The organism is Rhodococcus koreensis, from assembly GCF_017068375.1.
In the GTDB taxonomy this organism is placed as follows: Bacteria; Actinomycetota; Actinomycetes; order Mycobacteriales; family Mycobacteriaceae; genus Rhodococcus_F; species Rhodococcus_F koreensis.
The window spans coordinates 5,814,938-5,827,247 of record NZ_CP070609.1 but is presented as its reverse complement, the minus strand read 5'-3'; the positions used below and the strand labels follow the sequence as shown (position 1 = coordinate 5,827,247).

Annotated in this window: 13 protein-coding genes; 5 read left to right on the top strand and 8 right to left on the bottom strand. The window is 66.7% G+C overall.

Going from position 1 to position 12,310, the window contains the following annotated elements; all coding sequences use genetic code 11:
• Positions 1–42: 42 nt before the first annotated feature.
• Complete coding sequence (purQ, locus tag JWS14_RS26725; protein WP_072943009.1) at positions 43–720, bottom strand: phosphoribosylformylglycinamidine synthase subunit PurQ; 678 nt, start codon at positions 718–720, stop codon at positions 43–45.
• Positions 717–956 (bottom strand): phosphoribosylformylglycinamidine synthase subunit PurS, encoded by a 240-nt coding sequence (gene purS, locus JWS14_RS26720; protein ID WP_005244409.1) that lies wholly within the window; start codon positions 954–956, stop codon positions 717–719. Before purS ends, purQ begins: the two co-directional genes overlap by 4 nt.
• Positions 957–1,086: 130 nt before the next feature.
• Between purS and JWS14_RS26715 the strand changes: the two genes are divergently transcribed.
• Positions 1,087–1,734 carry an MBL fold metallo-hydrolase gene (locus JWS14_RS26715; RefSeq protein ID WP_005244410.1) on the top strand — a complete coding sequence of 216 codons (648 nt, stop codon included), beginning with the start codon at positions 1,087–1,089 and terminating at the stop codon, positions 1,732–1,734.
• Between the two features lie 12 nt (positions 1,735–1,746).
• Here JWS14_RS26715 and JWS14_RS26710 read toward each other — a convergent pair whose 3' ends face one another.
• From JWS14_RS26710 to JWS14_RS26700, 3 genes are all read right to left on the bottom strand, one after another.
• Entirely contained in the window at positions 1,747–2,451 is a 705-nt protein-coding gene (locus JWS14_RS26710; protein ID WP_206014778.1) for a DUF2334 domain-containing protein, read from the bottom strand.
• A gap of 98 nt (positions 2,452–2,549) precedes the next feature.
• Positions 2,550–3,044, bottom strand: coding sequence for a glutathione peroxidase (locus JWS14_RS26705; protein WP_072943166.1), 495 nt, complete (start codon positions 3,042–3,044; stop codon positions 2,550–2,552).
• A gap of 82 nt (positions 3,045–3,126) precedes the next feature.
• Positions 3,127–4,512, bottom strand: a complete 1,386-nt coding sequence (locus JWS14_RS26700; protein WP_072943006.1) for a cation:dicarboxylate symporter family transporter — start codon at positions 4,510–4,512, stop codon at positions 3,127–3,129.
• Between the two features lie 160 nt (positions 4,513–4,672).
• Between JWS14_RS26700 and JWS14_RS26695 the strand changes: the two genes are divergently transcribed.
• From JWS14_RS26695 to JWS14_RS26685, 3 genes are all read left to right on the top strand, one after another.
• On the top strand, positions 4,673–6,238 hold the full coding sequence (locus JWS14_RS26695; protein ID WP_206014777.1) for a sensor histidine kinase: 1,566 nt from the start codon (positions 4,673–4,675) through the stop codon (positions 6,236–6,238).
• The gene (locus JWS14_RS26690; RefSeq protein ID WP_095863306.1) at positions 6,235–6,924 is read left to right on the top strand and encodes a response regulator; all 690 of its coding nucleotides are present in this window, start codon (positions 6,235–6,237) and stop codon (positions 6,922–6,924) included. The genes JWS14_RS26695 and JWS14_RS26690 overlap by 4 nt, the downstream gene beginning before the upstream one ends.
• Before the next feature lie 93 nt (positions 6,925–7,017).
• Entirely contained in the window at positions 7,018–7,197 is a 180-nt protein-coding gene (locus JWS14_RS26685; RefSeq protein WP_015888663.1) for a hypothetical protein, read from the top strand.
• 109 nt (positions 7,198–7,306) lie between these two features.
• Here JWS14_RS26685 and JWS14_RS26680 read toward each other — a convergent pair whose 3' ends face one another.
• From JWS14_RS26680 to JWS14_RS26670, 3 genes are all read right to left on the bottom strand, one after another.
• Positions 7,307–8,761, bottom strand: a complete 1,455-nt coding sequence (locus tag JWS14_RS26680; protein ID WP_206014776.1) for an amidase — start codon at positions 8,759–8,761, stop codon at positions 7,307–7,309.
• A gap of 92 nt (positions 8,762–8,853) precedes the next feature.
• A complete protein-coding gene (locus JWS14_RS26675) occupies positions 8,854–9,522 on the bottom strand; it encodes a hypothetical protein (protein WP_206014775.1) in 669 nt (222 codons plus the stop codon).
• A 173-nt stretch (positions 9,523–9,695) separates the two neighbouring features.
• A complete protein-coding gene (locus JWS14_RS26670) occupies positions 9,696–10,955 on the bottom strand; it encodes a YlbE family protein (RefSeq protein WP_206014774.1) in 1,260 nt (419 codons plus the stop codon).
• 231 nt (positions 10,956–11,186) lie between these two features.
• Here JWS14_RS26670 and JWS14_RS26665 point away from each other — a divergent pair, with 231 nt between their 5' ends.
• On the top strand, positions 11,187–12,101 hold the full coding sequence (locus JWS14_RS26665; RefSeq protein ID WP_206014773.1) for a LysR family transcriptional regulator: 915 nt from the start codon (positions 11,187–11,189) through the stop codon (positions 12,099–12,101).
• Positions 12,102–12,310: the final 209 nt, after the last annotated feature.

The window sequence follows — 12,310 nt, the reverse complement described above, 5'->3', positions numbered from 1 at the left end:
ATGGCGCCGTGCGTGGCCGAGGCCCGCACGGCGCCGGTCGGATCAGGCGGAGATGACGCTGTCGAGCACGGAGTAGAACATGCCGAGCCCGTCGTCACTGGGGCCGGTGAGGGCCTCGGTGGCGTGCTCGGGGTGCGGCATGAGGCCCACCACGCGGCCGTTGGCCGAGGAGATGCCCGCGATGCCGCGCTGCGAACCGTTCGGGTTGTCGCCGGCGTAGCGGAACACCACGCGGCCCTCACCCTCGAGTTCGTCGAGAACGTTCTCCGACGCCTGGTAGCGGCCCTCGCCGGACTTGAGCGGGACGAGAATCTCGGCACCCGTCTCGTAGCGGGACGTCCACGCCGTCGACGTGGCCTCGACCTTCAGCCACTCGTCGCGGCAGATGAAGTGCAGGCCCTCGTTCCGGGTGAGCGCGCCGGGCAGGAGGCCCGCTTCACACAGCACCTGGAAACCGTTGCAGATACCGAGGACGGGCATACCGCCCTGCGCGGCCTGCACGACCTTGCCCATGACGGGCGCGAACCGGGCGATGGCGCCGCACCGCAGGTAGTCGCCGTACGAGAAGCCACCGGGGACGATGACGGCGTCGACACCCTTGAGGTCGGCGTCGCCGTGCCACAGGCTCACGGCCTCGCCGCCGGCGAGGGTCACCGCGCGGGCAGCGTCGACGTCGTCGAGGGTGCCGGGGAAAGTGATGACTCCGACGCGGGCGCTCATGCTTCGACGCGCCTCACGGTCCAGTCCTCGATCACCGTGTTGGCCAGCAGGGCCTCGGCGATCTTCTCGAGCTGAGCGTCGTCGACACTGCCGTCGACCTCAAGCTCGAACCGCTTGCCCTGACGGACATCGGAAACTCCAGCGAAGCCGAGCCGCGGCAGCGCTCCGACAATGGCCTGCCCCTGGGGGTCGAGAATCTCGGCCTTGGGCATGACTTCGACGACGACACGGGCCACGTGCTGCTCCTTGTTGTTGTGCGCGAGCCCAGAGTGGAACACCGGGCACCCGGAAGTTTACCGGGCTACCTGCCTGCGGTTCGCATCGGACGAAGGGACGAGCCATGCACGCAAGCGCATACTCGAATTCATGCGACTGACTCACTTCGGCCACAGCTGCGTCCTCGTCGAGTTGAACGGTTCCACCATCCTCTTCGATCCGGGCAACTTCTCGCACGGATTCGAGGGCATCACCGGACTGGACGCGATCCTCGTGACCCACCAGCACCCCGACCACGTCGACCAGCAGCGACTGCCCGCCCTCGTCGAGGCGAACCCCGGCGCGGCGCTGTACTCCGACCCGCAGACCGCCGCCCAGCTCGGCGGCGCGTGGACGGGAGTGCACGCCGGCGACGAGTTCGACATCGGCGACGTGCACGTCACCGGCACCGGCGGCAGGCACGCGGTGATCCACCCCGACATCCCCGTGATCGACAACACGGCGTTCCTTCTCGGCGACGCCGGCAACCCCGCCCGGTTGATGCACCCCGGCGACTCCCTGTTCGTCCCCGAGCAGAAGGTCGACGTGCTGGCGCTGCCCGCCGCGGCGCCGTGGCTGAAGATCTCCGAGGCCATCGACTACCTGCGGGCCGTCGCGCCGCGGGTCGCGGTGCCCATCCACCAGGCGATCATCGCGAACGAGGCCACCGGCATCTTCTACGGCCGCTACTCGGACATGGCGCCCGAGGGCACCGAGTTCCGCACGATGCCGAGCGAGTCGAGCGTCGAGGTGGCCTGACGCCCCCGTGGGTCAGGCGGCACCGATCTGCGAAATCCGCCGCTCCCAGCGGTACACGCCGGGCCGCGCGTCGTGGAAGAGCGCGAGGTCGACGGCGTCGAGCATCGCCTGCCGCGGTCCCGACGTGCCCAGCTGCTTGGCGGTGACGGCGAGGCGCACCACGCCCCCGCGTTTGGCGGTGCGTCCCGAGCCGAGGACGAGGGCCCGGCACCACCACGGTTCGGCCCGGAACCCCTCCCCGATCCCCAGCACCCGCGACCGCACCGACGTCCCGCGTTCGAGGTCGTGGATGGCGGTCATCCCGGCGAGCAGCCGGAACCCGGCGGACGGCAGTGCCGCGACGGCGCCCTGCGACGCCAGCCAGCGGGGCGGGGCGAACAGTCTGGTGCGCAGCCCGGTCTGTTCCATCACCCGGTCGGCCGCGAGCAGTCGCAGCCGCGCCTCGTGCTCGGGCAGCGCGGCGAACTCGGCCCGACGGCGCTTGGTGGCGGCCTGGTCGTATCCGTGCAGGACGACGGCGTCGCCGCGGGATCGGCGCGCGCGGAGCCAGTCCTGCGTCGCGGGGTCGTTGACCAGGCGGTACTTGTCTTTCAGACGCGGGGCGACGAGCAGCGACAGCGGCACGCCGCGCGCATCCATCTCCTCGGCGAACACGGCGGCGAAGTCGCGCGTCTCGTCCTTGATCCCCGACACCGACACGATCAGCTGTCTGGTCATGGGCCCCAGCGTGACAGGTGAACGTGAACACGAGGCAAAGCTCGTGCGCCTTTCTGGTAGTCGGAGCTACCAGAAAGGCGCACGGGCGGCGAAGCCGCCTACTTCGGCAGGACCGCCTCGATGGCCTCGACGACCTCGGGCGCCTCGGGCTCGGTGCGGGGACGGAACCGCTTGACGACGGTGCCGTCGGGTGCGACGAGGAACTTCTCGAAGTTCCACTGGATGTCGCCCGCGGCGCCCTCGGCGTCGGCGGCCTTGGTCAGTTCCTCGTACAGCGGGTGCCGGTTCTCACCGTTCACCTCGATCTTCTCGAGCAGCGGGAACGTGACGCCGTAGGTGGTGGAGCAGAAGGTCTCGATCTCTTCGGCGGTGCCGGGCTCTTGCCCCATGAACTGGTTGCACGGGACGCCGATCACGGTCAGGCCGCGGTCGGCGTAGTCGGTGGCGAGCTTCTCGAGGCCCTTGTACTGCGGGGTCAGTCCACACTTCGAGGCGACGTTCACCACGAGGACGGCGCGACCGTCGTATTCGCCGAGGGAGGTCGGGGTGCCGCCGAGTGTGTTGATACCGATGTTCTGAACAGGTGTCGTCATGCGCACCAACGTAGCCAACAAACCTCTGTGCGCCCAGGCTTCGAATCGCCCGGGCGCACAGAGGTTTACTTCGGAGTGGGTGTCAGCTCTTCACGAGTACCTTCGGCTCGTCGGCGGCAGGGGTCTCCGTGGCCTGCTCTTCGACGACCTCGCCGTGGCCATCGTCGACCATCGTCGACTCGTCGAAGGGGAGCTTGCCGTCGAGGACGGTGCGGACGCGGTCGTTGTCGATCGTGTTCGTCCAGGAACCGACGAGCAGGGTGGCGACGGCGTTGCCGGAGAAGTTTGTGACCGCGCGGGCCTCGGACATGAACCGGTCGATACCGACGATGAGGCCGACGCCGTCGAGCAGTTCGGGACGGTGGCTCTGCAGGCCGCCGGCGAGGGTGGCGAGCCCGGCGCCGCTGACTCCGGCAGCACCCTTGGACGCGATGATCATAAACACCAGCAGCGACAGCTGCTCGGGGAAGGACAGCGGCTGGCCCATTGCGTCGGCGATGAAGATCGACGCCATGGTCAGGTAGATCGCCGTGCCGTCGAGGTTGAACGAGTAGCCGGTGGGGACGACGACACCGACGGTGGTGCGCTCGACGCCGACGTGTTCCATCTTCGCGATCAGGCGGGGCAGGGCCGACTCGGAGGAGGACGTGGCGAAGATCAGCAGGTACTCCCGGGCCAGGTACCGGACCAGCTTGAAGATCGAGACGCCTGCGACGACGCGGAGCACGGATCCGAGGACACCGAACACGAAGATCAGGCAGGTGAGGTAGAAGCCGAGCATGAGCGTGGCGAGCTGGACGACGGCGCCGAGGCCGGTCTGGCCGACGACGTTCGCGATGGCACCGAACGCACCGATCGGGGCGAGCCACAGGATCATCGACAGGATCTTGAAGACGAGCTTCTGGACGGAGCCGACTGCACGCAGGATCGGCTCACCCTGCTTGCCCAGGGCCTGCAGTCCGAAGCCGACGAGCAGCGCGACGAACAGGGTCTGCAGGACGCTTCCCTCGGTCAGCGCGGACATCAGCGACGTGGGGATGATCGACTGGAGGAAGTCCATGGTGCCGCCGGCTCCGTGGGCCTTCTCGGCGAGCGCCGCACCCGTGCTTGCGGTGTCGGCGCTGATGTTCAGGCCGGTGCCCGGGTCGAGCAGGTTGCCGACCAGCAGACCGATGCCGAGCGCGACCGTGGACATGCCGATGAAGTAAGTGAGGGCGAGTCCGCCGACCTTGCCCACCTTGGCGGCGGCCTTCACCGATCCGATGCCGAGCACGATCGTGCAGAAGATGACCGGGCTGATCATCATCTTGATCAGATCGACGAACATCGTGCCGAGCACGCCGAGCGACTTGCCGACTCCCGGAGCCAGCCACCCGACGAGGATGCCCGCGACGACGGCGACGATGACCCCCATGTACAACCAGTGTGTCCGGTCGCGCTTCTTGGTCTTCCCTGTCGCAGTACTCATGGGATTGTCCTCCAATTCGAGTGGCAAGCTGATCGGTGAGGCCGGTGAGTGACCGCGATCACGTCTTGGAAGAATCTTCTAAGCGATCGCTTGGCTGGAGAAGTTTGTGTTCATTACGTTCAGGAGAAATGCATTGCCGCACCATCCGCCGAGACGGCCCATGAGCGTCGCGAGGCAGCTCTTCCTCCTGCAGCTCGTCGTGTTGGTGCTGGTCATCGGCGCCGGGACCGCGCTGGCCATCGTCGACCAGCGTCGCGACAGCGACGAGACCACCCGGCGCGCCGTCACGGCCGTCGCGACCACACTCGCGCTGTCGGACGGCACCGTCGAGGCATTGCGGTCCCCCGACCCGACGGCCGTTCTCCAGCCTCAGACCGAGCAGATCCGCGCCGCGACCGGCACCGATTTCATCGTCGTGATGACGCCCGCGGGCATCCGCTTCACCCACACCAACCCGGAGCTGATCGGCGGCGTGTTCTCCGGGAACATCGAGCGCGCGCTCCGCGGGGAGACGTTCACGGAGACGTACGCCGGTTCGCTGGGACCATCGATCCGGGCGGTGACACCGGTGTACGACGGCGACCGGATCGCGGGCCTGGTGTCCGTCGGCGTCACCCGGGCGAAGATCGGCGACCAGTTCGCCGCGAGCCTGCCGACCATCTTCGCGGTCGCCGCGATCGGTCTGGCGGTGTCGGCGGCAGGTTCGTTCCTGCTGAGCAGGCGCCTGCGCCGTCAGACGCTGGGGATGGCCCCGGACGAGCTGCGGCAGATGTACGAGCATCACGACGCCGTCCTGCACTCGATCGGTGAGGGCCTGGTGGTGCTCGGCCGCGACAGCGGTGACACCGCGAATGCCGAAGTGGTGAACGACGAAGCGCGCCGCCTCCTCGATCTCCCCGAGGGCCCCGTCCCGCTGGCCGCGCTGCCGGAGTCGCTGCGGCAGTCGCAGGACGACGATTCCCGGGACGAGGTGCACGTGACCCCCGACCGCGTGCTGCTCGTCAGCCGGGAACCCGTGACGTGGGAGGGGCAGCGTCTCGGGACCGTGCTGACACTGCGTGATCGCACGGAATTGCAAAGCATCATGGGCGAACTCGACTCCGTGCGCGGCTTCGCGGAATCGCTGCGGTCACAGGCGCACGAATCGGCAAACCGACTGCACACGATCATCACGATGGTCGAACTGGGCCGCTACGACGACGCGATCGCGTTCGCCACCGAGGATCTGCGGTTGTCGCAGGAACTGATCGACCGCTTGATGACGGCGGTGCACGAACCCGCCCTGGCCGCACTGCTGCTCGGCAAGGTTGGGGTGGCCGCCGAGCGGGGAGTCGACCTGACCGTCACCGAGGACACCGCTCTCGGGCCCGTGGCGCCGCTCAGTGCGCGTGAACTCGTGACGCTGGTGGGTAATCTCGTGGACAACGCGATCGACGCCGCCCGCGGCGCGATGGAATCCCCCGGAGAGGATGCGTGGGTGGAAGTGACCGTCCGTCAAGAGGATTCGACGATGGTGGTGCGGGTGGCCGACAGCGGACCCGGCATTCCCGCCGACGAACTCGACAAGGCGGTCACGCGCGGCTACTCCACCAAGTCGGGTCAGCGCGGGCTCGGACTGGCGTTGGTGGCCCAGGTGGTGGCCCGGCACGGCGGGACGATCCACACGGAGCCGTCACTCGGATCGATGGTCGTCGTCGAGATCCCGATCGGGGGGGCCGCCTCGTGATCCGCGTGATGATCGTCGAGGACGAACCACTCATCGCCGAGGCCCATCGGGCGTATGTGGAACGCATTCCGGGCTTTTCGGTGCACACCGTCGTTCACGACGGCAACGGCGCCATGCGGGCGGTCGCCGCGGCGAACGGCAGCGACGACCCCATCGACCTCGTCCTCCTCGACATCGGCCTGCCGGATGCCAGCGGCCTCGACGTCGCGGCGGCACTGAGCGGCGTGCGACCGAGTCCCGACGTGATCGCCGTGACCTCGGCCCGCGACCTGGAGATGGTCCGCACCGCCGTGGCGCGCGGAATCGCGTTGTATCTCCTGAAGCCGTTCACGTTCGCGGCGTTCCGCGACAAACTCGAGCGGTACCGGGAATTCCGCGACGCCCTGCCTGCCGGAAGCAACGCACTGAGTCAGCACGACATCGATCGGGCGATGTCCGCGCTACGCACCTCCGACGAGCGCGCTGCATCCCCGAAAGGCGTTGCACCACAGACGCTCGACCACGTTTCGGCGTGCGTCCGTGACGCTGCCGGACCGCTGACGGCGGCCGAGGTGGCGGCCAGCATCGGGGTCTCCCGGGTGACGGCCTGGCGGTATCTCGAACGTCTCGCCGACGACGGGGTGCTCACCCGGCACACCGAGTACGGCAGGGCCGGCCGTCCGCAGATCCGGTACGAGCTGCGCTGAAGTACGAACCGGGGTTGTGACCTAGATCACATCGGTGGACGATTGTAGAGGAGTCACCTCCGGCTCGCAGTAACTCAGTCAAGGACCTTCACAATGTCTAGCAGAATTGCCACCACACTCGCCGCAATCGCATTGACCCTGTCGCTCGGTACTCTGGCTGCTCCCGCAGCTGTCGCGGCGCCGGCCGCGCCGTCACCGACCCCGGCAGTCGGTTCGATCGCCGTCTGCCTTAACCTGCCACTGGGGTCGGCCAGCATCAGTTTCTGCATCTGAGCAGTGCGGGGGGCGAACTCGAACGCTACATCTGTGCATGTCTCGTAGCGTCCGTCGACGCCGTCGTGCCCTGGGCCCGCCAGACCGGTGCGAACCTGCGTTCGAATCGTCAGTCCCGCTGCTCGTCGCCGGGCCGGTGATCGACGGACGCGCCCGATCGGGGGCGAGTCCACGCGTGCCGCGTCCGCTGCTCGAAATCCTTCGCCATATCGAGCAATTGGTCCTCCGCGCGGTGTCGCCCGACCAGCTGGATCCCCAGTGGTGTCCCCGCTTCGCTGAAGCCCGCCGGTAGAGAGATGACCGGGTGGCCGGTCACGGTGACGTGGCACGCGGACTCCATCCAGCCGAGGTAATCCGGTTGCTGTACGCCACACACCGAGGCGGGATACTGCAGGTCGACGTCGAACGCCGGGAGGGGCGACACCGGGAGAAGCAGACCGTCGTACGTTTCCAGAAACTCTCGCATGCGATGGAAGAGTTCCGTCCTGAGCCGCGCAGCGCGACCGACGTCTCGACCGGAGAGTCGTCGCCCGGCAAGCATGTTCTCGTACAGGCTGGGCCGAACCCACTCCCGATTCGCGTCGAACAGATCACCCAGCGCAGCTTCGAACTGCCACGCACGCAGAGTCCTGAAGCACTCGCCCGCGCCGTCGAAGCTGATGCATGCTTCCTCGACGATCGCGCCTGCCTCCCGGCACGTGTGCGCAGCGCGTTCGACGACTCGGCGAACCTCCGGGTCCACCGGAATGGTTCCGCCAAGATCGACGGAAAATGCGATTCTTCGACCTCGAAGGCCGTCTGCGGCGACAGTTGCAAATCGGGATCCGGGCTCCTCCAGGCTGAGGGGAGACCGGCCATCCGGACCGGCCATCACCGACAGCAGCAGCGCAACGTCGTCGACGCAGCGTGCCATCGGCCCTTGAACGGACAGCCCGCACCAGCCGTCGGACGCAGGGTAGGTGGGCACCCGCCCGGCACTCGGGCGTAATCCGACGACATTGCAGTACCCAGCCGGGAGTCGAAGCGACCCGCCCATGTCGTTGCCGTCCGCGATGGGGTGCATGCCGGCGGCGAGAGCTGCGGCAGCACCTCCCGATGAACCGCCCGCGGTCACGGCGAGGTCGTAGGGATTGCGCGTCGCACCGAAAAGGTCGTTGAAGGTATGACCACCTGCGACGAACTCGGGAACATTGGTCTTGCCCAGCGTGACGACGCCCGCGGCCTTCATCCGTTCCACGACGAGATCGTCGAGTTCGGGCACGTAGTGCTCGTGGATCCGGGAACCGAAGGTTGTCCGGACTCCCATGGTGAGGTGGTTATCTTTGTGGGCGACGGGAATTCCGTGGAGCGGGCCGTCCCACCCGCCGGATGCAAACCGTTGATCGGCGGCTGCCGCCTGCTCCATCGCAGCTTCCGGAAGGTACGTCACGATGGCGTTGACGTCGGGGTTGACCTCATCGATGCGCTCGAGATGCGCCGACACGGTTTCTCGCGCCGAGAGCTCTCCTGCACGCATCAGCTGAGACAGCTCCGTCGCGCTGCGGTAGTACAGCGGCTCCGCCATGGACGACCTTCCTTCGTGAATGGACATGCATCGGGTGTTGTGAGTATCGGGACGATCGGCCGGACGGAGCCGCGAGTTCGTCCGCCCCGGAGTCAGCGGTAGCCGTACCGAAGCCGATCATCGTCTGCCACGACACTCTCGCCACTCGGCCTCGGAATCCGCAGATTCCGCATCAAGACGTACGCGTCCCGGGGCAGCTGCCCACCGGCGCCCTGCTGGTCCGGAAGTTCGAACCACAACTGCAGACTTCCCTGCTCCACGATCAACTGATACGCCCTGCTTCGATCCGGAGCAGGCGAATTCCGATCACTCCGATCGACGAAACCTGCGTTCCGCGCGGCATCGCGGGAGGGGAGGTACCGCGCGATCCGAGAACCTCGAGCCCATCCGGGCAGATCGTCGCGGTCCAGTTCGTCCGCGATCATCGCGGCGATCCTGCCCGTCGATGGTCGCACCGCTGGTGCGCCAACCGGTCGCAGCCGGTCCTCGAGATTGTCCGCCGTGACACGCAGAACCCACGCTGTCCCGATCCTGGTCGGAGTGTGCAATCGAAATCCTGGCCAATCCGAATGGGCGATCGACTGCAGCACCGTGCGGCCGTCGCATCCCAGCCGGGTCAGCGACCTTCGTGAATAGGCAATCCCGCGTGCCACCGGATCGCTCAGACCCAGCTCGCTGAGCAGGGAGAAGGCACGTCCCGGGGCCGCTCCGCCGTATCCGACCTCGACGTCGTCGATCGCGACGACGTCGCCATTGCTCATGTCCCACAACATGTGGGGCACGACCAGAGATCCCGCCGAATTGGTGGGGAACCTTCTCGGATCACAACCGGACGACCAGAAGACGTCGCTTGCAGCGAATCCCGCGACGATGCGAGTGACTCGCGCGTCGAGCTTCTCGACGTGGCGCAGAGCGTTGGCAGGCCTCGCCCAGATCATTCACCCCACCGGCTTCCCGCTGACGTCAGCCAATCGCCTGCTCCCAGATCCAGCAAGGCGTTGTGCGCGGCTACGAACGGCTCTATGGGGAGCCTGGTGATTCCCGCGCCGACCTGTCCGATCCCCGCATCTCGGTGAGCGAATCCGTTGTTGACCACCGGGGAAATTCCCGTACGCGCTACCGCTTCGACGTCGATTCCCATCGGTGTGCCACGGAAGCCCTCGCCGGGAATCAGGAACCGACTACTACCCCCTCGGGTGATCTGACGCATCTCGGACACATAGTCCTGGAGCACGCTGGGGCTTCCCCCGATATAGGAACTGATGGCGGGGGCCGCCGACAGAGCGAAGGCGCCGAGCCCGATCACCTCGGTCACGAGCGAATCACCCATCATCGGGCAGGCATCGTCGACGGTATAGCCCTCGAACAGCTTCGGATCTCCTACGGGCGCGGATGCCGTGATCCACGAGTCGAGGCCACTGACGCGAATCCCCATCCGCCGGCCGTTTCCCGCGATCGCTGTCACCAACCCCCGGGTTCCACAGCGGTGGGCGGCATCCGCGACGAGCTTCGCTGCCGCCATCGAGAAAGACAGGAAGGTGTGGGGATTGCCGGCGAGGAAATCGAGGATTGCCGCGGCGGTCCCCGAGTCCGGGGCGTGCTCGACCACGGCGGGCGCGAGCCTGATGGTCAGCGCCGCCGTCGACGCCACGTTCCGATTGTGGCATTCGTCGCCGCGCCGAAGGCCTTCCGACTGCAATGCGGTGATGTCGATACCGTCCACCGCCCGCAACGCGTCGTCGAGAACCGGCGTCATGACGGTACTCATCCACCGCAGCCGCTCGAGCACAGCGGCATCGTTGGCACCGAACCGGAGTGCTCGACCGAGCCCTTCGTTCAACGGCGCGAACGCGTTGTGCCCGTCGTCTCCCTCCACCACCACCACGGGAGTGCTGGGAGAAATGACGCCTGCCATCGCCCCGACAGCGGATGCCGAGTGACACGGCCGCAGATCGATCTTCCCCGCGTCGAACAATTCACCGGCGGCCGCGAGATCGGGAGCCTCACCCTCGAGCACCAGTGCCCCGAGAATCGCACCTCTCATCGGACCCACTACCTCGCCGGGCTCCACCTGCGGGCCGGCGTGCAGGTACGAGCGGCGATCCACCGTGTCGATGACATCTCCCGCCCGTCTGACACCGACCGCGGTCGCGGACGTGGTGTCCAGTACCGCCCAACCATCCCTTACAGTCATGACAACTCCATCGAAAGTCGGATAGGACGTGTCCGGCCGGCTGGAAGAAGCGGGCCACGGACGACATCTTCGGATTGTTGCGGGCAGCGGTACCGATCGGCCCGCTCGGCAATCCCAAAGATACCGAGGCACAGCCGCTTTAGCGAGATCGTGCTGGTCACGTCTTGCCGATGAGAGGTATCATTTCGACTGATGATCGACCGCCGGCGACGTCCGGAGAGGTGACGAGAGATGCGAATGAAACTGAACCGAATTGATCTGAACCTTCTCGTCGGCCTGGACGCCCTCCTGTCGGAGAGGAGCGTCTCTCGCGCTGCGAAGCAACTCTCGGTCGGGCAACCGGCGATGAGTGGCACATTGTCGCGATTGCGAAAACTCTTCAACGATCCCCTGCTCGTCCGCGACGGGTCGTCGATGACGCTGACACCGCTCGCGGAGTCCCTCACGTACCTGGTCCACGACATACTCGGATCGATCGAGACGCTGGTGACCGTGCGTGCACCGTTCGACGCGGCGAGTGACACCCGCACGTTCACCATCCACGCGAGTGACTATGTCACGCTCGTCCTACTCCGCTCGTTCGTCAGGGCGGCTGCCGGCGAAGCGCCGAACGTGCGGATCAATATCGCTCCGCCACAAACGAATTACTTCGATCCGCTGCTCGAGGCGCGGGCTGATCTCGTGATCATCCCACGCGAGATCGTGGGACACGTCGGAACCGCTTACGCCAGCGCCCCCCTCTTCATGGACCGGCACGTCTGTGTGGTCGCCGCGGACCATCCCGTTGTGGGCGAGACGATGTCGCGGGAGCAGTTCAGCGCGTTTCCGCACCTGTCCGCCACCGGCGGAATCCCGCCGTCCTTCGCCGAGACCCAGTTCGACGAAATCTCATTGCCCTTTCGCATCGAAGCGTCGACGACCAGTTACGTCGCCGCCCCATTCCTGCTGGAAGGAACGGAGATGGTGGCGGTGCTGTACGAGCGCCTGGCGCGAGCACTTCACCGCAGCGCCGGCATTCGACTGCTCGAGCCGCCGGTTTCGTTGGCCCCGATCACCGAGATGATGTACTGGCATCCGCGCCATTCCGACGATCCCGGTCACCGATGGCTTCGCCACGGCATTCGCCGGCTGGCCGAGCAACTGTGACGGTAATGCAGCGAATAACTTACCGGCCGCAAGGTTCCGGGTACTCACGACATTTGTCCGGGAAAGTATATCGCCGGCGTCCGGCCCCGAATATGCGGTCTCCGTGGACGCCGCCCATTCAATATTCCTTTTCCGGATGGATTCGATATCCTCCGGAGACACCGCGCTCAGTCCGGTCGGAATCCGACTTCCGACCGCCCACCGTCCCG